Here is an 18,411-nt window from a genome sequence, read left to right as displayed (position 1 = left end):
CAAAATTTAGATATGACATCAATTAACGACATTATTAAACGTGAGGTTAATCCTTTTGACCTTGTAAATTTAAAATCTGGTAATTTTTGGAGTGAAAAACAAGCTTTTGAGTCTGTAGTTGAGTCAATTCATCAAGAAGCAATTAGTGAAATTGAAGCATTATTAGACTTAGTAGAACAAGATCATCGTACCCGTACTGTTTTACTTACAGGTGACTCCGGCTCTGGTAAAAGTTACTTACTTGCTAGACTCAAACTTAAGTTTAATTCTAGAGCTTTTTTTGCCTATATAAGTCCTTGGCCGGACAACGATTATATTTGGCGGCATATTCTACGTTATACAGTTGATAGTTTAATTCAAATACCAAATGGACAACAACAGTCTCAATTAATACTATGGCTTAAAAGTTTATCCGCTTTTACGAAGCAGAGTCTGAAGAAGCGCATTTTTAATCATAGTTTATGGGAATTATTACTCAGCGATCGCCAAAACTTTATTAAAGAACTCAAAAAAACATATAAACAAGCAGGAATTTATAATCCTGACATATTTTTTGGCATACTACATGACCTTACTGATCCAGAATTATATCCTTTAGCCTGCGAATGGTTACGAGGCGATGATTTAAGCGAAGATTCAAGAGCTGAATTAAAAGTTAAACACTGTATTGATAGTGAAGATGCAGCCAAAAATATTTTAGCCAACTTTGGTAAAGTCTCTACTGATACTCAACCAATCGTTTTATGCTTTGATCAACTTGAAAGTCAAGCTAATTGGGATTCAAATCCTCAGCCAATCTTTCATATCAATACTACAATTCATAATGATAATCTCAAAAATTTTCTCATAATCATCAGCATAGTTCAATCGGAGTGGAGACAAAAGAGTAGCAGAATTTTACAGGCAGATAAAGCTAGAGTTGATAAGCAAGTTACACTAAAACCTATAAATTTAAATCAGGCAGAATCACTTTGGATTTATCGTCTAAATTCTCTACATGAAAAAGCAGATACCAAGCCTGATTCACACGTTTTTCCTTTAGAGAAGGAATTATTAGAGAAAACTTTTCCAGGTGGTAAAACTCTGCCGAGAAATACCCTAATTTTGGGGCGGTATGAGTATCAAAAATATAAAATTTCTCTGTTAAAAAATGAAGAAATAATTTCAGCACAACCTACTGTTAATATTCCATCCTCAAAACCAGAAGTAATAGACGCAAGAAAAGTTAATATTCATCTAGTTAAAAAGCCTGATGGTACAGTAATTATCCCTCCGCCTCCTCCACCTCCAGATAATATTGAGCAAGTTCAAGCAGAATTTGAACTGCTGTGGCAGAAAGAATATAAGAAAAATCAGGAGAAATATACCAAGATTTCATTGTTATCATCACCTGATTTAATTGGGATGTTGCAACAGGCATTACTTGCCTTACAAACTCAGGGAATTAAACTGAAACTTTTAAAGGGAACATATGCTAGTTATTCTTTAAGTTATCAACAGTCTGGTAAACAAGAAAGAGTAGGTATAGTATGGACTGAAGATGCTAGCATGAACAGCTTTTTTCATATCATGAACGCTTGCCAAAGAGCTATCCAGCACAATTTATGTCAAACTTTACATTTAATTAGACTTGGAGGAGTAGGAACACCAAAATTAGCTGGCAATCAAATATATCAACAAATTTTCACTCATAGCAATCATTGTCACATAAAACCCAATCTTACTTCTGTTCATTACTTGACAACATACCAAGGTTTGGTAAACTCTGCACTATCTCAAGAATTGGTATTAACGAGTAAACGTAGAGCAATTAACTTACAAGAATTACAATCTTTAATTCGCCAATCAAAAATTTTACACAAGTGTACTTTATTGGAGGAATTGGGAATTATTACTAAAGAAAAAATTAACCCAGATGATGGTAATGGCACAAGGAAAGACTTACAGCCAGTTAAAGATTTTCTACTGAATTTAGTAAAAACACAAGGTTTTATGGGAGTTCCAATTTTAATCAAAAACTCTGCTGATCAGTTTCCTAATGTTCAAGAAAAAGATGTACAATTTTTAATTGAGCTTTTATGTCAAGAAAAAAGAGTAAAAATTATTAACCCGAAAGATAAGTTACAAGATCGATTAATTTGCTTTGTTGCGTAATACTCTCTACTTACATTAAAGTTTAATCAATGCACTACCTGAAAGAAGCAGCAGAAATAATAGATGTAATATCCCAATTAGCAACAGCCAAGACACTGTGGCTAGACACAGAAATTGCTCATTGGAATACATCTTATCCTAAACTATCGCTGATTCAGGTATTAGCTGAACCTACAGACATAACAGGCGCATCAGCTTACATTCTGGATGTACTAGATAAACATGATTTAGCGACATATTTCATCAATCAAATCATGGTTAATCCCAATATCCAGAAAGTTTTTCACAATGCTAGCTTTGACTTAAAATACTTAGGCGCACACCTAGCGAAAAATATTACCTGTACTTTACAACTAGCCAGAAAAATTACACGCCAACGTCTGCAAACTAGCAATTTAAAATTAAAGACTTTAGCCTTAGAACTGTGCAATTTTTCCGATGTTGACACAGAAGAACAAGCAAGCAATTGGGGAAAGCGTCCCCTCAGCCAAAAGCAGCTAAAATATGCGGCAATGGATACCGTTTATTTAGCGGCTGTTCATCGTCGCTTACTAGAAATATTCAATCCTGGTGCTGTCACTCAGATTTTTATAGTAAATAACGGCTCAAAGCAGTTAACAGAAAATATGGAAAACCCATCTTTAAGTGTAACTAAAGTCCGTATTGCTTTTGAATGTCCTCGACTGTTTTATTTAAATCATAATTTTGGCGACAAAGCAATATTCTTACCAAGAGATACAGCAATTGGTATCGGAAACAGTTTTCACCAATTAGCAGATAAATTTATCAAGTTAGCTTTAATTGAACCACAATTTACTGATTTATTCAAGCCAGCCGCATCACAGTTAAATATAGAATCTATCACCAGTGCAGTTCAACAACTTTTCTATCAATTAGAATTTTTTCCTTATCTACAACAAGCTATACAAAAAGACAGTCAACAAGGTAAGGCACTTTTACAGGTTTGGAATGGATTACAAGGACTGATCAAACGCTTTGTTGAATTATTAGCAATAAATAGACGATATTGCAATGCTGATAAAGTTATTAATAATACTTTTTTATCTCCAGAAAGTAGTATTGAAAACCAGTTTACCTTACCCAATGGAACAGGGCAATTAGTTAGAGGTGAATTTGATTGTTTAGTATTTAATTTTGAAGTAAATCGTCTCTGTGTGGTGGAGTTTAAAACCTATCAACCTGTAGATCCTTCCGCACAATTAGCGCAGGTTTCACTTTACAGTTATATGCTGCACCATCTGAAAAAAGTTCCTGTTGACTCAGCAGTTTACTGTGTATTACCTGAGTTTAAAGAGTATCGTTATTCTTGGGAACAGTTAGAAAATACAGTCAATCAGCTAATTCCCCACAAATTGCTACAAATGCAGCAATGGTTAACTTGGGAATCACCCCAACCGAACCCACCGCCACGCACAACTCAGCTTTATCTGTGTGAAATTTGTCCCCAACAACAAAAGTGTCAAACTTTTTTTGGTGATGTTATATCTGATTCCCCCCAACCCCCCTTAAAAAGCAGGGGGGAGGAATCTATTGAGATTGATCCTACAATTATTGATACCAAAATAGAAGAACAAACATCTGATGCTGATGAAATAGGTGCAGCATTAGTTAATACTTTAGAATCTTTTGGTGTTGGTGTGGAATACTTAGGTGCGGCTGTGGGGCCTGCTTTTATCAGAGTGAAGTTGAAGCCTAATTTGGGTGTGAAAGTTAGCGCACTGCTGAGACTTTCAAGTGACTTGCAAGTGCAATTGGGGTTGGCAGATAAACCATTAATTGCGCCGCAAGCTGGGTATGTGAGTATTGATTTACCTCGTTCAGATAGACAGGTTGCTAGTTTTACAGATTATATTCAAAAACAAAATTTAACTCCGACTGCACCCATGAAAATCGCCATTGGTGTAAATCTAGAGGGAAAATTGGTAGAGGCTGACTTATCTGATCCTAATTGCTGTCATTTTTTGGTTGGGGGGACAACAGGTAGCGGTAAGAGTGAATTTTTGCGATCGCTCCTCCTCAGTTTACTATATCGTCATACCCCCCAACATCTCAAAATTGCCCTAGTAGATCCCAAACGCGTCACCTTTCCAGAGTTTGAGCGCATGGCTTGGTTATATGCACCAGTCGTTAAAGATAGCGATCGCGCTACCGAACTCATGGAAGAATTAGTATTAGAAATGGAATCCCGTTATCAGCAATTTGAAAAAGCTAGCTGTGCCGATTTAAACACTTATAATCAGCGTTCTCATCAACCTTTACCTCGCATCGTCTGCATCTTTGATGAATACGCAGATTTCATGGCAGAAAAAGAAATTCGCAAAACCTTAGAACAGAGTATAAAACGTTTAGGAGCAATGGCCAGAGCAGCCGGAATCCATCTCATTATCGCTACCCAACGTCCAGAAGCAGGTATTGTTACCCCCATTATTCGCTCGAATTTACCGGGAAGAGTTGCCTTAAGAACTGCTAGCGAAGCCGACTCAAAAATTGTTTTGGGAGGTACAGAAACATCTGCATCTTATCTATTAGGAAAAGGTGACTTACTCTACCAAATCGGCCCGCAATTGCATCGTTTACAAAGCCTATTTGCTAAAAAAATTCAAATACCATCATAAAAAAATCAGTAAGTAAGAGTATTTTCACTCAGATTATTATTAATAGTTCATGATTTTTGCACTCCTCTACTCCCTAATACCTATACCAATTCTCTCAGATACCGAACTATCCTGATTTTCTTAATTAGGAATTACTATATTTTTTTCCAAAACTTGTCTAACTTCATCCTGTACGGCTAATAAAAAACTGAAAAATAAATATATATAAGCCTCCTTACCTACACGCAGGATGTACAACAATGAGTACTAAATTACTTTCGATGCTAGCTGTTAATCAACTTACGCTAGTTGTTTATCTTGACCAGTATGGATATTATCATTATGAAATAATTCACGGTAAAGGTGTATTACAAAATTCCGAAATATTCTATAATCAGCAATCAGCAGAAATAACCGGAATGTTGTGTATTAATTCAATATTAAACTATTACATATAGGATTTGTATTGATGTGATCGCCAAGAGAATTGAACTACTATTATTGATAGTTCAATCACCCAAAAAAATAAGTCTTAGTGTAACAAATACAGCCATCTCTTGACTTGCTAAACATTACCTAACTGCAAAACCCTGGTTTCCTTGAGAAACTGGGGTTCTTGACTCTCATCAATAGTTAACATCAGCAGACTTAATCAATTATCTTACTTTTCACGGGATCTCGAAAACCCTTCTCCATAGAGCGAAGCTCTTCTTGTAGAGTACCTCTCCCCTATTACTGTAGAGACGTTTCATGAAACGTCTCTACATATTCCCCCTTCCCTACTAGGGAAGGGGGTTAGGGGGTTAGGTTTCACGTTAGCTTTTCCACATAACGTTAAAAGTCAGAATAAATTCCGAATTACAAATGCTCAACAGAGCGTATTATTATATACTCTCTCTTGAGTCTATAGTCCTGACACAACAGTTTTAATTTTCCTGTAAATATTACATTTACCGGAAATTTCCCTAAAATGGGAACGCGTCATCAGAGGAATTAACAAATGGGATATGTCATTGCTACTGCAAATATGAAAGGTGGTGTAGGCAAAACCACCCTCACTGTCAATTTAGCAACTTGTTTGGCTAAAAATTATGGTAAAAAGGTACTAGTTCTCGATTTAGATACCCAAATTAGTGCTACACTCAGTCTGATGTCGCCTTTGGAGTTTGCCAAACGTCGTAAACAAAGGCTCACATTTAGATATCTCATCGATGAAGTTATCAATCCAGACCCCAATTCTAAGCTAACTATCCAAGATATCATTCAAACCGAGGTCTGTAATTTACCACAACTACATTTACTACCTGGAGATATAGACTTATATGATGAGTTTGTTGTCTCAGAAATGCTGCACAGACAGACAGTAGCTTTAGGTGAACAAGACTTTGAAACAGTTTGGAATCGATTTGAGAGAGTCTTAATTAATAACATTTTAAAACCAGTACGTGATGAGTATGATTTTATTCTTTTAGATTGCGCTCCTGGGTATAATTTGTTAACACGTAGTGCTTTAGCTGCTAGTGATTTTTATCTTCTCCCAGCTAAACCAGAACCATTATCAGTAGTAGGTATTCAACTCTTAGAAAGACGTATTGCTCAGTTAAAAGATAATCATCAAAATGAAAGCAAGATCAATATTAAAATACTGGGAATCGTCTTTAGTATGTGCAATACTAATTTACTAACTGGCAGATATTACAAACAGGTAATGCACCGAGTTGTAGAAGATTTTGGTGTAGAACAAATTTGTAAAGCACAAATTCCCATAGATATTAATGTTGCTAAAGCTGTTGATAGTTTTATGCCTGCTGTTTTAAATGCACCCCAGTCAGCCGGTTCTAAAGCATTTTTGCAGTTAACTCAGGAGTTATTACAGAAGTTGTAATCACGGAGTGGATTAAAACAGTTAAGTAGAACAGAGTAAATAATTAAAGGTTTGTAGTGAGAACTTTAGTTCTCAAATCAGGACTAAAGTCCTTACTACGAACTCAATCTTAGTATTTTTACATTACTTAACATAGTTCGTTTTTTTTAACTCGTTCTAGCTTGAAAAAGGGGTGTAGGGGTGTAAGGGTATAGGGGTGTAAGAGAAAGACTTTTTCATGTGTTCTGGTGTACCCAGTTCATGACGGTTACTTATCGTATCAAGGGTTTAAGACAATTAAGTTGAGTTGGGGTTTAAATCCCCGACTCCGACAGTCTTTAAGTAATGAGTAATGAGTAGTGAGTAATGAGTAATGAGTAATGAGTAATGAGTAATGAGTAGTGAGTAATGAGTAATAGGTACTATTCATTATTTATTTAACAGTTATTACTCACTGTTCATTGTTAATTGTGTGGTGACAAACTAAATTGTGTTGGTGACGAAACTGAATTGCTTGGTGACAAACTCAATTTCACAAAAGTTATATTTATGCACTAGTTTAGCCTTGCCATGCCAATAGTTAGCGACAGCGTATCGCAACTTTACCCAAAGGTTTCGGTGCGTTACGGCTTACGCCTAACACAACGGCAATATTGCAGGAGGAAAATCCACACTGCAATTTGCCTCCCCTACATATACTACTTTGATAATAATTGCTGATTTGGTTGTAAATTCATAGCAAAACGACTGTAGACAATTTGAGTTGAAGATTGAGAGTCACACCAAAAAATGTCCTGAATAACTTTGTAACTGCTCTCTATCTCTGCTAAGTCAAAATGCACCGAAGCAATATTATTTACTCCTACAACTTCTCTCCCATCTTGAAACCATCGAGATTTCCAAAACATGAAAGGTTCTAACCATTGCCAGGGAGATTTTTTGGCTTTTTTATGGGCATTGATTAAAAAATACATTTCAGTTTGAGGATGAAATTTTTGGGTACTTTGTCGGGGTATCCACTCTAGTACACAATACCAATCAGGATTAGTTTTTGCTTGATGACGATGTGATTTGTGAGTAGAAACTTGCACCATATTAGGTGGTTGAGTCCAGCCTAACCATCGTCTAGTTTTTTCTGGTAATAACCATTCTTTTAAACGTGTATGAATTAATCTGGTGATGGGTTCTTCATTTTTTAAGGCACTAGAAGTTAACTGGACTAATACAGATTGTTGTTGGGAAGTGAGAGTTTTGGCATAAGAAAAACGAGCGGCGCAACTATAGTGAATATCTCCAGATAAAATGATCAGTTTTTGGCGTTGCTCACACAAAATAGTTAACAGTTTGGCTAAGGCATGAAAATTAATATTCCAAGCATCTCCTACATCTGTAGAAAAAACTTGTTCGCGTTTTAATTGCCAATGGTGAATCCAATCAATTACTTCCAACCCAAAAACATTTGTCGGGGCAATGACAAAGGTGGTGAGATGATGATTGTCTGCTGTTTGTTGTAAAGGTTGCAGTAGTTGTTGTTTCATTGCCCGTGGAGATAATAACATAGGTGGGGCGATGGGTTTTTGGTCGGCTGGATAACCCCGCCAAGTGCGTGTATCTAAAACAATGACTTCATGACAGTGGCTTTTGATGGTGTAGTTCCAAGTCAAAACTTCGGGATCTCGCTCTAAAATCAACACCCCATCTTCTAGAGTAAAATTAGGTAAATCAGTTTGGGGATTAGTTTGTGGTATTCCCAGATATTTAGCGATCGCATTCTGTGCATCTTGATTCTTACCTTGGGAATTTGACCAATTATGCGCCGCAATTAGCAATTTTTCACCGCAACTATTGGCTACAAATTGTCTTGGTGTATTACCCCAAGCCTGAAACACTGCATAAGCTAATAAAGCATTCTGCACAACTCGCCGCCCTAGGGGATTTCCTAGCACCCGCAAACACCAAGCTTGATTCAAGTTCCAGTCATCAGTAACATCATGGTCATCAAAAATAGTATATGTGGGAATATTCGCCAAAGCCCGGCGCACTTGTGGCAGTGTTTGAATATACTGGCGTAAATATTTAACTGATTTCTGCCAATACTTGATAGCATGATCTTTATTGGTGACGCTGTGTGGATCAGGAAAAGCATCCGGCCAGCAGACTGGCGACCAAGAAAGTATATAAGCAGCGTAATATTCTCCCAAACTCAACAGGTGACTAGATACTTTTTCCGGTTTATTATGTAATCCAGCCGTAAACCCACCTGCTTGTGTCGCTACTTCTGCCCGTTCACCGGGGGGTAATTCCTTGGGTGTACGATAAATTTCATTGATGGGTAATTGTTCTTCCCAACCTAGTAAAGTATCCCCTAACCGAGTAGCACACCATAAAAACGAGGCGGCTACATCATCACCATAAATTTGATCACCTGTTAAGAATAACTGATGGGGGCGGTGTTCGCTGTCCTTGGCAGTTGCAATTAAGCCATCTAAAATTGGTAAAGCATCAAATCCATGGCCGTGAGGTTTGCGACAAGAAGCATGGACAATGTGCAAATCTTCGAGGCGATTCGGTGGCAGAATAAAAGTCGGTTTTTGATGTGCAAAGTAGCTTATGTTAACGTCAGGAAAGCGGTTAGAACATAAGGCTTGTTCTAGGGTGAGTAAGGTTTCGTCGGCTAGGGTAAACTGGAGGTCATAGGCATAGATGCGATCGCTTATTAGACTTTCCCCATTTACAGACACAGCTGTAATTGCCACAACGTGTAAATATTTACCTAACGCAACTGTAGAACGTTGTCCCACTAATAAACATTCTTCTAACCGTTCACCATTATTTGTTGTGTTATAAACTTTGAGTTCTACCTGGCAAGACTGTTTTAATACCACTAATACTGTCACCGTGTCCGGTTCAGTATGTTTTAGCATTGGCCCAGCCAAAATTACTGGCAGGTCATCTAAAAAGCTTCCAGTTTGGTTATTCATTACGCAATGTGCAGATTAACAGAGGGTAACAAGTTAATTGAACTAGAGAGGTAATCTTTCAACAGTGTTGCACAACCTCTTCCGTTTATTTATCCAATCCTATGTAACAAAATAATAAGTTGCATATGACTTGTTTCTGGTGAAATCAAATTATTCCTATAGACTTATTAACTGAGCAACTTTCATTTACACTACTGGCTGCATCAGATATAAATACACAAATCAAGTTAATATATCCTAGCTTTCATAAAATAGTATAGCCTTATATGGTTTGATCACTCAATTATCCTAGTCTAATCATTGCTAATGCCCTAGTTTGTGATTATTTGAGTAAAGACTGGTAAACATTGGATAACTCTCTATTGATGAAATATCAATCACTAGCTCGTGAATTTGTTTTAGACATTCACCAAGAGGCTGATTTTCGGCAGTTATAAAATATATGATTTTATTTTTTAGCTCTGGATTAATTACTTAGATTTAGTTTGTTATCTATTGTGATTGTTAAAATTTGGGTAATCTAATACTAGAGAGAAAGTCATGGTTACGCACAAATTTGATCATACATTAGCTGCCATCGAGTTAAATGCAGCTAGAAAGTTAAACTGGGATTATAACCAATTTAAGGAATCTTTCAGTTTTACAGTCAATAATCAAGCGATTGAGATAACACCTAAGAAAAATATACTTACAGAATCTGAGGTGGAAGCTTTAAAGGAAGCTTTGTTAGATTATGGTTTTCAGTATAAAAAAACCGTCAATGATTTTATCTTGGTTTTTGAGCAAGATATTCAATCCAGATAATTTATGTTGTGTTGGGTTAAAGACTTATAATTAAGACTGCAAGGGACTTCCAAAGATTAAATAAGTAATGAGTAATGAGTAATAAGTAATGAGTAATGAGTAATGAGTAATGAGTAATGAGTAATGAGTAATAAGTAATGAGTAATGAGTAATGAGTAATGAGTAATGAGTAATGAGTAATGAGTAAGGCTCTTTCATACCATAAGGGAAGGGGGAATGGGGCATTGGGCATTGGGCATGGGGAATGGCACGCTTGTTAAGCTGAAACCTCGTCAGGGCAGGGTGTGGGAGGTGTGGGATGGTGGAGAACAAATCTTTCCCCCCACACTCCCCTCTCTCCCCACACTCCCCCCTCCCTTGTCTCCCTTGTCTCTCCGAAGTTCTGTTCGCCCTTGGCGTTGGCGAAGCCATCGGAGGAAACCTCCGCTCAGACTTCTCTCCTTGTCTCCCTGCCCCCTGCCCCTCTGCTCCCCTAGTTTTTGACTAACTGCGCGCAATTCCTTCTTCACGCGCTGCCTGTTGTACCGCCGCCGCTACAGCCGTGACGACACGCTCATCAAATACGGAAGGAATAATATGTTCCCGATTTAAGTCTGAAGGACTTACTAAAGCGGCGATCGCATGAGCAGCTTGTAAATACATTGTGGTGGTAATTGTCTGCGCTCGACAATCTAAAGCCCCTCTAAACACCCCAGGAAAAGCTAAAACGTTATTAATTTGGTTGGGGTAGTCACTACGCCCGGTAGCGATAACAGCTACGTCTTTGGTTACTAATTCTGGCTGAATCTCTGGGATGGGGTTAGCCATTGCAAACACAATTGGATCTTTAGCCATTGATTTCACCATTTCCGGTGTTAATACTCCCGGCGCACTCACACCGATGAATACATCTGCGCCTTGCACTGCACCAGCTAATGTTCCTTGGGCTTTGACGGCAAATTCTTGTTTTTCTGCGTTTAAGTCAGTGCGACTGCTGGAGATAATTCCCTTGGAATCGCACATCCAGATTTTTTCTGCTCCGGCTTTCTTGAGGAGTTTAGCGATCGCTACTCCCGCCGCCCCAGCACCATTAATTACAATACGGATATCTGCAATTGACTTCTGCACCAATTTCAAAGCGTTAAATAACGCCGCTAAGGTGACAATTGCTGTGCCATGTTGATCATCGTGAAATACTGGTATATCTAGTTCTTGCCGCAATCGCTGTTCAATTTCAAAGCAACGGGGTGCGGCGATGTCTTCTAAGTTTACACCCCCAAACACGGGAGCAATATTTTTTACTGCCTGGATAATCTCTTCTGTATTTTGAGTATTCAAGCAAATAGGAAAAGCATCCAGCCCGGCAAATTCTTTGAACAGCATCGCCTTACCTTCCATAACTGGTAAAGCTGCATGGGGGCCGAGATTGCCCAAACCTAAAACCGCACTACCATCAGTGACAATAGCGACGGTATTTTGTTTAATAGTTAAATTATATACTTGCGATGGATCTTGAGCGATCGCTGTACATACTCGCCCTACCCCTGGTGTGTAAGCCATTGCCAAATCCGAAACACTCTTGAGGGGGATACGGCTGGCAATGCTAATTTTGCCGCCCCGATGTAAATTAAAGGTGCGATCGTAAACACTCAACAGTTTAATATCTGGAATTGCTTTTACCGCTTGCACAATTGTTTCCGCGTGTTCAGTGCTAGCAGCATCAACATTGAGATCACGAATCGAAACTTGGCGAGTTTGTTCGATTAAATCAATTGTACCGATATTCCCGCCAGTGGTGGCAATAGCTTGGGCGATCGCGGCCAACATTCCCACCCGATTAGGAATTTGTAACCGTAGTGTGACACTAAAACTAGAATTAGGCGTTAGATTTGTCATTGTGGTTGGAGATTTTAAATTTTAGATTGTATATTGAATTGCTCAGTAAATTCTCAAATCCTTGATTAGCTTTATTTTTGAATTTTCATTTTTGAATTGCTATGGTGCTTTCTGAACGCTTCACCCAAGCTTTAATCTATGCTACAGAACTCCACGCCCACCAAGTGCGGAAAGGTTCTGGTGTTCCTTATATTTCCCATTTATTGGGTGTTGCCAGCATTGCTTTAGAATATGGTGCGAATGAAGATGAAGCGATCGCAGCTTTATTGCATGATGCCATAGAAGACCAAGGCGGTGCAGCCACAAGAGCCGAAATTTACCGCCGTTTTGGTGAAAATGTCACAGCCATTGTCGATGGTTGCACGGATAGTGACACTACACCTAAACCCCCTTGGCGAGAACGCAAGCAAGCATACATCGCTCACCTACCTACCGCCTCTGCTTCCGTATTACTGGTATCATCTGCCGATAAACTCTACAATGTCCGCTCAATCCTCAAAGATTACCGCCTGCTCGGTGAATCACTCTGGCAACGCTTCCAAGGTGGTAAAGCCGGCATTCTTTGGTATTATCGAGCGATCGCAGATGCTTTTGATCAAATTCAAACTACACCCATTGTGGAAGAATTAAAACGAGTCGTCACAGAACTTGAACAGTTGGTAGCCATTGTAGAAGGGTAGGGGGTAGGGGGGCAGGGGGCAGGGGGCAGGGGAGCAGGGGGGCAGGGGAGCAGGGGAGACAAGGGAGACAAGGTAGAAATATTTACCCCAATGCCCAATGCCCAATGCCCAATTCCCCATGCCCCATGCCCAATTCCCCATGCCCAAACTTAACGGAACATACTACTTATAGAACTATCTTCGTGAATCCGCCAGATTGTTTCCCCTAATAAATTAGCTACTGATAGCGTTACTAGTTGGGGGAATCGCTTGCTTTCTGGTATGGGGATTGTATTGGTGACAATCACTTCCTCAAATAAGCCGCTTGATAACCGCTCAACGGCAGGTGGGGAAAATACCGCATGGGTAGCACAGGCATATACTTGACGCGCTCCTTCTTCCCGGAGCAATCTTGCACCTTCGGCAATTGTGCCACCAGTATCAATCATGTCGTCAACTAAAACGGCGGTTTTTCCTTTGACATCACCAATTACATTCAAAACTTCCGCCACATTATGCGCCTGACGACGTTTATCAATAATTGCCAAGGGGGCATCATTGAGTTTTTTGGCAAAAGCTCTAGCTCTGGCTACACCGCCAACATCGGGTGAGACAACTACAATATCATGCAGTTCTTTGCTAGCTAAATAATCGAGGATGACAGGTGAACCGTAAACATGATCAAAGGGGATATCGAAATAGCCCTGAATTTGAGCGGCGTGTAAATCCATTGCTAAAACCCGGTTAGCACCTGCTTGAGTAATCAGGTTAGCCACGAGTTTGGCTGTAATCGATTCTCTCCCGGCGGTTTTGCGATCAGCACGGGCATAACCATAGTAAGGAATCACTGCTGTTACCTGCCGTGCAGAAGCACGCCGACAGGCATCAATCATAATCAGCAGTTCCATTAAATGATCATTCACTGGTTGGCAGCTTGGTTGGATGAGGTAGACATCACAACCCCGAATTGATTCCTGAATTTGGACATATATTTCCCCATCCGCAAATCTTTTGCGAATCATCGGGCCTAAGTCCATACCCAGGTAACGAGCTACTTCTTGAGAAAGGGGGACATTGGCAGAACCAGAAAAAAGCCGCAGGCGATGATTTTCATTCAATCCTGTTGCAGCTGGCTGTACTTTGAAAGTGGTAGAACTTAGCACAGCAGATCCTCGATGTGCATTCATGGCAATATTAGCACTAGATATTTAGTAGGTTTAACGGAAATAGACCAAAAAAAACATCTGTGAGTTTTCTTGAAGCTTTGATAATTACTTTAAATATTTCTCAACATAGTCATGAGTTGCTCATGTTCCCTTCCTTTTAGCTGAATATTCTTCATAGATGAACTGACACGAACTCTGGAAAGTAGTCTCATTAGTCGAACCTGGGGTAATAAGAAAAAACCAATTTTTTTGGCGATCGCCGCCTCTACCCATTTTATGCCTCAATTCAAGATGAAATAATCTTGAACTCATATAAGCATCCTATTTGATTTGTCAGAAGTCCGAGACTGTAATCACCCGTTTTCTTGAACAAACCAGTATTCTCAGTTCTCACTAAGGATTGAGGATTGCTGTAGGACTCAGGAAACAGACACATTTACCAACAAATATGTTGGGGGTATGTGAGTGTTTACTGAATATCTCAATGATAGTAGTTGCAAAATTATAATATAAACTGACTGACTATATTTTTGGTTGAAAATCATAAAAAAATTTCTCAGTTTATTAATATACGGCAACTCTTAGCTGTAGAGGTCACAACTGATGAATTTGCTGATGATCGAATGTCGGTTTTTCATAACTCTTCTGAAAAACTCAACTCAAGGAGTTAACTGCTCATGATCATATCTAGCAGCTACAGAATAGGTATAAGAAACTGAAATCCTGCAATTTGGTGTTATGAAGAGACGTACATACTATATTTGTGCAAATTTATAGATAGATGGATAGTAAGACTAATTATTGCTCTTTCTTCACAAAGAGCAACGGGCAAATCACTGCAATTGTTTTTATTGTTTAAAACCCATTGGAATTGCTGATATGAGCTTTAAAGATATGCTGTCTTTCGCCAGATTATTGGTATTTTTAGGGTAGTTTTTAGCCCTTACGGAAGGGTTTACACTGACAGCATATTAACAATTTAGTTTTTGTCAATATTTTGAGCAAATAGATTCTACCATGCTAATTAACTATCTCAAAACTATATTTTTAAGATGGAATGACTCTCAGACTAACCGCAAAATCATCCTTTTACTAAGCCCCACACCCCTACACCCCCACACCCCCACACCCCAAAACCAACGTTTTTGCAACACAACATCAAAAACCTACACCTGTCAACAATGGGAAGCGGGGAGTATTGTGTAAGGTAAAATATCGCTGTCTGCAAAATATTGGCCTATAGCCCCCAAAGTAGTCACTGCTGAGATTATCCTGGTGAATGACTTGCTTGTAAGTTGCCACTACCCTCTAATTTAATGAATTATGCAACCACCAATTTCTATTGGCACTGTTGTGCAGAACCGTTATCGCATTATTCAAATTCTCGGACAAGGGGGATTTGGTAGAACTTATTTGGCGGAAGATCAAAGACGTTTTAATGAACTGTGTGCGATTAAAGAATTGATTCCCTCTGCAACAGGAACTTTGGCTTGGGAAAAGGCTCAAGAACTGTTTCACCGGGAAGCTACTATTTTGTATCAAATAGTACATCCTCAAGTACCGAAATTTCGAGAACGATTTGAGCAAGACCAACGCTTGTTTTTAGTAGAGGACTACGTTGCAGGTAAAACTTATCAGCAAATTTTGATTGAACGCCAACAGCATGGTCAAACTTTTACTGAGGCGGAAGTATTACATTTGATACGGTCTTTGTTGCCTGTATTAGAGCATATTCATGGACGAGGAATCATTCATCGTGATATTTCACCAGACAATATTATTTTGCGCGATGGTGATCATCAGCCAGTATTGATTGACTTTGGTGTAGTCAAAGAACTGGCAACGCGTTTACAATCTCCAGATAGTTCTATGCCTGTCACCAGTGTGGGTAAGTTGGGTTATGCTCCTAGTGAACAGATGCAAACAGGACGTGCATACCCTAGTAGTGATTTGTATGCTTTAGCTGTGACGGCAATAGTTTTGATGACTGGCAAAGAACCATCAGAATTATTTGATGAAAATCAACTAACCTGGAATTGGCAAAAGTGGGTGAGTGTCAATACAGTATTTGCCCAGATTTTAAATCGGATGTTGAATTATACACCTAGCGATCGCTATCAAAATACAGCTGAGGTACTACAAGCATTACAACTCTTAGAGCAATCGAGAATGGGTGTTTCTCTCCCTAACGTTTCCCGTATGCAAACTGTTGCTGTTGGTCGTCGTCCTGATGTTGCACCACCACCTGCATCCAACAAACCAAACATTCCACCCAGTTCCAGTAATTCAGTTTTAGATAATCCCTTGGCATTGGGAGCTATTGGCAGTGCTGTAGTTATTTTGGCAGGTTTCGGTTCTTGGGCGTTAGTTAGTTCTATCCGCAGTCAATCCTCATCTCAACCACAAGAAACATTACCACCACAAACTTTTCCTTCGCCAGTGGTGACAGGAGGTACAAACTTAACCCCCACTCCCACACCTACACCCGAACCTGTCATTATTAACAAACGTCTCAGTTTAGGAGATGAAAATACCGCCATAGTTGAAAGTAGTCTCCAAGCTAATCAAATCATTCAATACAGTTTGTTTGCAGAAGCTGGAGACAAATTAACTGTTTCTGTTCTCCAAGGGGAGGGTGTTTTACTGACAGTATTAGCCCCTAATCAACAACCAATTGATGCTACTGCACAGCAAGTAACTAGCTATGTAGGTATATTGCCCAATACTGGTAAATATACTATTCAACTAACTTTAGTTCCTGAAGTAGCCGCTAGTGACTATAACTTGAATCTGGCTATAGAAAAACCCATTCAACCTACACCTACATTCACCCCTACACCCACACCCACATTTACATTTACACCTACCCCCACCCTTACCCCTACACCCACACCCACCCCAACTGATGACATGGAAATGAACAACCCACCTCTTGATAGCACCTTTACCCCAATTCCTGATGCTGAGAGTACGCCTTGATTTTGGGGCAGGGGGCAGGTGTAAGTTTTTACGTTGTGTACCAAAAACCTTAGTTTTGGGGTGTAAGGGTGTAAGGGTGTAGGGGTGTAGGGGTTGTGTAGGGGTTAGTAAAACGATGATTATTTCGTTAGTCTGAGAGTCATTACTCACTGCTTCACAAAAAACCTACACTTGTGGGCAGGGGGCAGAGGAGCAGGGGAAAACAATCTAAAATAAGTTTGTTCTGGGTCAAGATGTATTAGAATGTTTTTGGTTTGTGAAGAATTGCAAATTCATTCCAAAAGTAATTCCGGCTATCTAAATTTAAACGAGCTTGCTAAAAGAACTACTAATTACTGGCACTGATACCGAAGCAGGTAAAACTGTTTTGACTACCGCTTTGGCGGCTTACTGGCAAAAATATTATCCTCAAAGTCGCTTGGGGATAATGAAACCGATTCAATCGGGAGTAGGCGATCGAGAATGGTATCAAAATACGTTTAAATTAGAACAATCCCCAGAAGAAATTACACCGCTATACTTTCAAGCACCTTTAGCACCTCCCATCGCCGCCGCTAAAGAAAATCGTACAGTTGATTTAGGGATAGTTTGGCAAGGTTTAACTAAATTGCGATCGCAGTGTGATTTTCTGTTAATAGAATCTTTAGGCGGCTTAGGTTCACCAGTCACAGATGAATTAACTGTAGCTGATTTAGCCGGGGAATGGCGTTTACCTACAGTTTTAGTAGTGCCAGTGAAATTAGGTGCAATTAGTCATACTGTAGCTAATGTAGCCTTAGCTCGACAAACACGGATAAACCTCAAAGGGATTGTGTTGAACTGTACACAACCCCTTTCTAACTCCGAAATCGCTGATTTAACACCAAAAGACTTAATTCAATCCCTGACTAATATTCCCGTTTTAGGCTGTCTACCATACACAGATAACCTGACTGACTTAGATCAACTCGCTCAAATCACCTCTCGTTTAGATTTGGAAATGATGTTTTCAGCGAACAATAAACAATAAACAAGTTCGTCTTGTTTGCAAAGCTTCTGGGTATTTTTTAATGTTTACCCCAGGGGCATTGTTACAAATTATTTAAATAACTTAATTTAAATTTATGGAAAAATATAAATAATTAATGTAAAACAGAACTTATAGAGCCGGGAAAAGTTTCCCCATAATTTTACCATCTCCCTAGGGGAGTAAGTCAATCAATTTTGGATTTTAGATTGAAGATTTGAGATTTGTTCCTTACATAAGGAGTGAGGCTCGTAGCTTGTTTCTTTGATAGGAATACCAAAAAAATAATTCCATTATCCTTGCATCCA

12 protein-coding genes are annotated in these 18,411 nt (G+C 39.1%); 8 read left to right on the top strand and 4 right to left on the bottom strand.

What is annotated here, in order from left to right; genetic code table 11:
• Nucleotides 1-12: 12 nt before the first annotated feature.
• The 3 genes from ACPZ3T_RS07405 (at nucleotide 13) to ACPZ3T_RS07395 (ending at nucleotide 6,654) form a co-directional block, all read left to right on the top strand.
• Entirely contained in the window at nucleotides 13-2,154 is a 2,142-nt protein-coding gene (locus ACPZ3T_RS07405) for an ATP-binding protein (RefSeq protein ID WP_490274832.1), read from the top strand.
• 29 nt (nucleotides 2,155-2,183) lie between these two features.
• Nucleotides 2,184-4,790, top strand: a complete 2,607-nt coding sequence (locus ACPZ3T_RS07400; RefSeq protein ID WP_490274830.1) for a DNA translocase FtsK — start codon at nucleotides 2,184-2,186, stop codon at nucleotides 4,788-4,790.
• 979 nt (nucleotides 4,791-5,769) lie between these two features.
• Nucleotides 5,770-6,654 (top strand): ParA family protein, encoded by an 885-nt coding sequence (locus ACPZ3T_RS07395; protein WP_490274828.1) that lies wholly within the window; start codon nucleotides 5,770-5,772, stop codon nucleotides 6,652-6,654.
• Nucleotides 6,655-7,331: 677 nt separating this feature from the next.
• On the opposite strand, the gene ACPZ3T_RS07390 is transcribed toward ACPZ3T_RS07395, so the two are convergent.
• Nucleotides 7,332-9,614, bottom strand: a complete 2,283-nt coding sequence (locus tag ACPZ3T_RS07390; RefSeq protein ID WP_490274826.1) for a metallophosphoesterase family protein — start codon at nucleotides 9,612-9,614, stop codon at nucleotides 7,332-7,334.
• 540 nt (nucleotides 9,615-10,154) lie between these two features.
• Between ACPZ3T_RS07390 and ACPZ3T_RS07385 the strand changes: the two genes are divergently transcribed.
• Entirely contained in the window at nucleotides 10,155-10,418 is a 264-nt protein-coding gene (locus ACPZ3T_RS07385) for a hypothetical protein (RefSeq protein WP_490274824.1), read from the top strand.
• Between the two features lie 272 nt (nucleotides 10,419-10,690).
• Here the strand turns inward: ACPZ3T_RS07385 and ACPZ3T_RS07380 are convergent, their stop codons facing one another.
• The gene (locus ACPZ3T_RS07380; RefSeq protein ID WP_490274822.1) at nucleotides 10,691-10,915 is read right to left on the bottom strand and encodes a hypothetical protein; all 225 of its coding nucleotides are present in this window, start codon (nucleotides 10,913-10,915) and stop codon (nucleotides 10,691-10,693) included.
• Nucleotides 10,902-12,293, bottom strand: a complete 1,392-nt coding sequence (locus tag ACPZ3T_RS07375; RefSeq protein WP_490274820.1) for an NAD-dependent malic enzyme — start codon at nucleotides 12,291-12,293, stop codon at nucleotides 10,902-10,904. The genes ACPZ3T_RS07380 and ACPZ3T_RS07375 overlap by 14 nt, the downstream gene beginning before the upstream one ends.
• A 104-nt stretch (nucleotides 12,294-12,397) precedes the next feature.
• Between ACPZ3T_RS07375 and ACPZ3T_RS07370 the strand changes: the two genes are divergently transcribed.
• Nucleotides 12,398-12,973 (top strand): HD domain-containing protein, encoded by a 576-nt coding sequence (locus ACPZ3T_RS07370; protein WP_490277152.1) that lies wholly within the window; start codon nucleotides 12,398-12,400, stop codon nucleotides 12,971-12,973.
• A gap of 149 nt (nucleotides 12,974-13,122) precedes the next feature.
• On the opposite strand, the gene ACPZ3T_RS07365 is transcribed toward ACPZ3T_RS07370, so the two are convergent.
• Nucleotides 13,123-14,139 carry a ribose-phosphate pyrophosphokinase gene (locus tag ACPZ3T_RS07365; RefSeq protein WP_490274818.1) on the bottom strand — a complete coding sequence of 339 codons (1,017 nt, stop codon included), beginning with the start codon at nucleotides 14,137-14,139 and terminating at the stop codon, nucleotides 13,123-13,125.
• A gap of 996 nt (nucleotides 14,140-15,135) precedes the next feature.
• Between ACPZ3T_RS07365 and ACPZ3T_RS07360 the strand changes: the two genes are divergently transcribed.
• From ACPZ3T_RS07360 to bioD, 3 genes are all read left to right on the top strand, one after another.
• Complete coding sequence (locus ACPZ3T_RS07360) at nucleotides 15,136-15,324, top strand: hypothetical protein (protein ID WP_490274816.1); 189 nt, start codon at nucleotides 15,136-15,138, stop codon at nucleotides 15,322-15,324.
• Between the two features lie 117 nt (nucleotides 15,325-15,441).
• On the top strand, nucleotides 15,442-17,097 hold the full coding sequence (locus tag ACPZ3T_RS07355; protein ID WP_490274814.1) for a protein kinase domain-containing protein: 1,656 nt from the start codon (nucleotides 15,442-15,444) through the stop codon (nucleotides 17,095-17,097).
• A gap of 313 nt (nucleotides 17,098-17,410) precedes the next feature.
• The gene (bioD, locus tag ACPZ3T_RS07350) at nucleotides 17,411-18,106 is read left to right on the top strand and encodes a dethiobiotin synthase (RefSeq protein ID WP_490274812.1); all 696 of its coding nucleotides are present in this window, start codon (nucleotides 17,411-17,413) and stop codon (nucleotides 18,104-18,106) included.
• Nucleotides 18,107-18,411 lie beyond the last annotated feature (305 nt).

This window comes from Aliinostoc maniaoense, from assembly GCF_058172895.1.
Note: the sequence above shows the minus strand (reverse complement) of the source record. Positions and strands in the feature narration are given on the sequence as shown.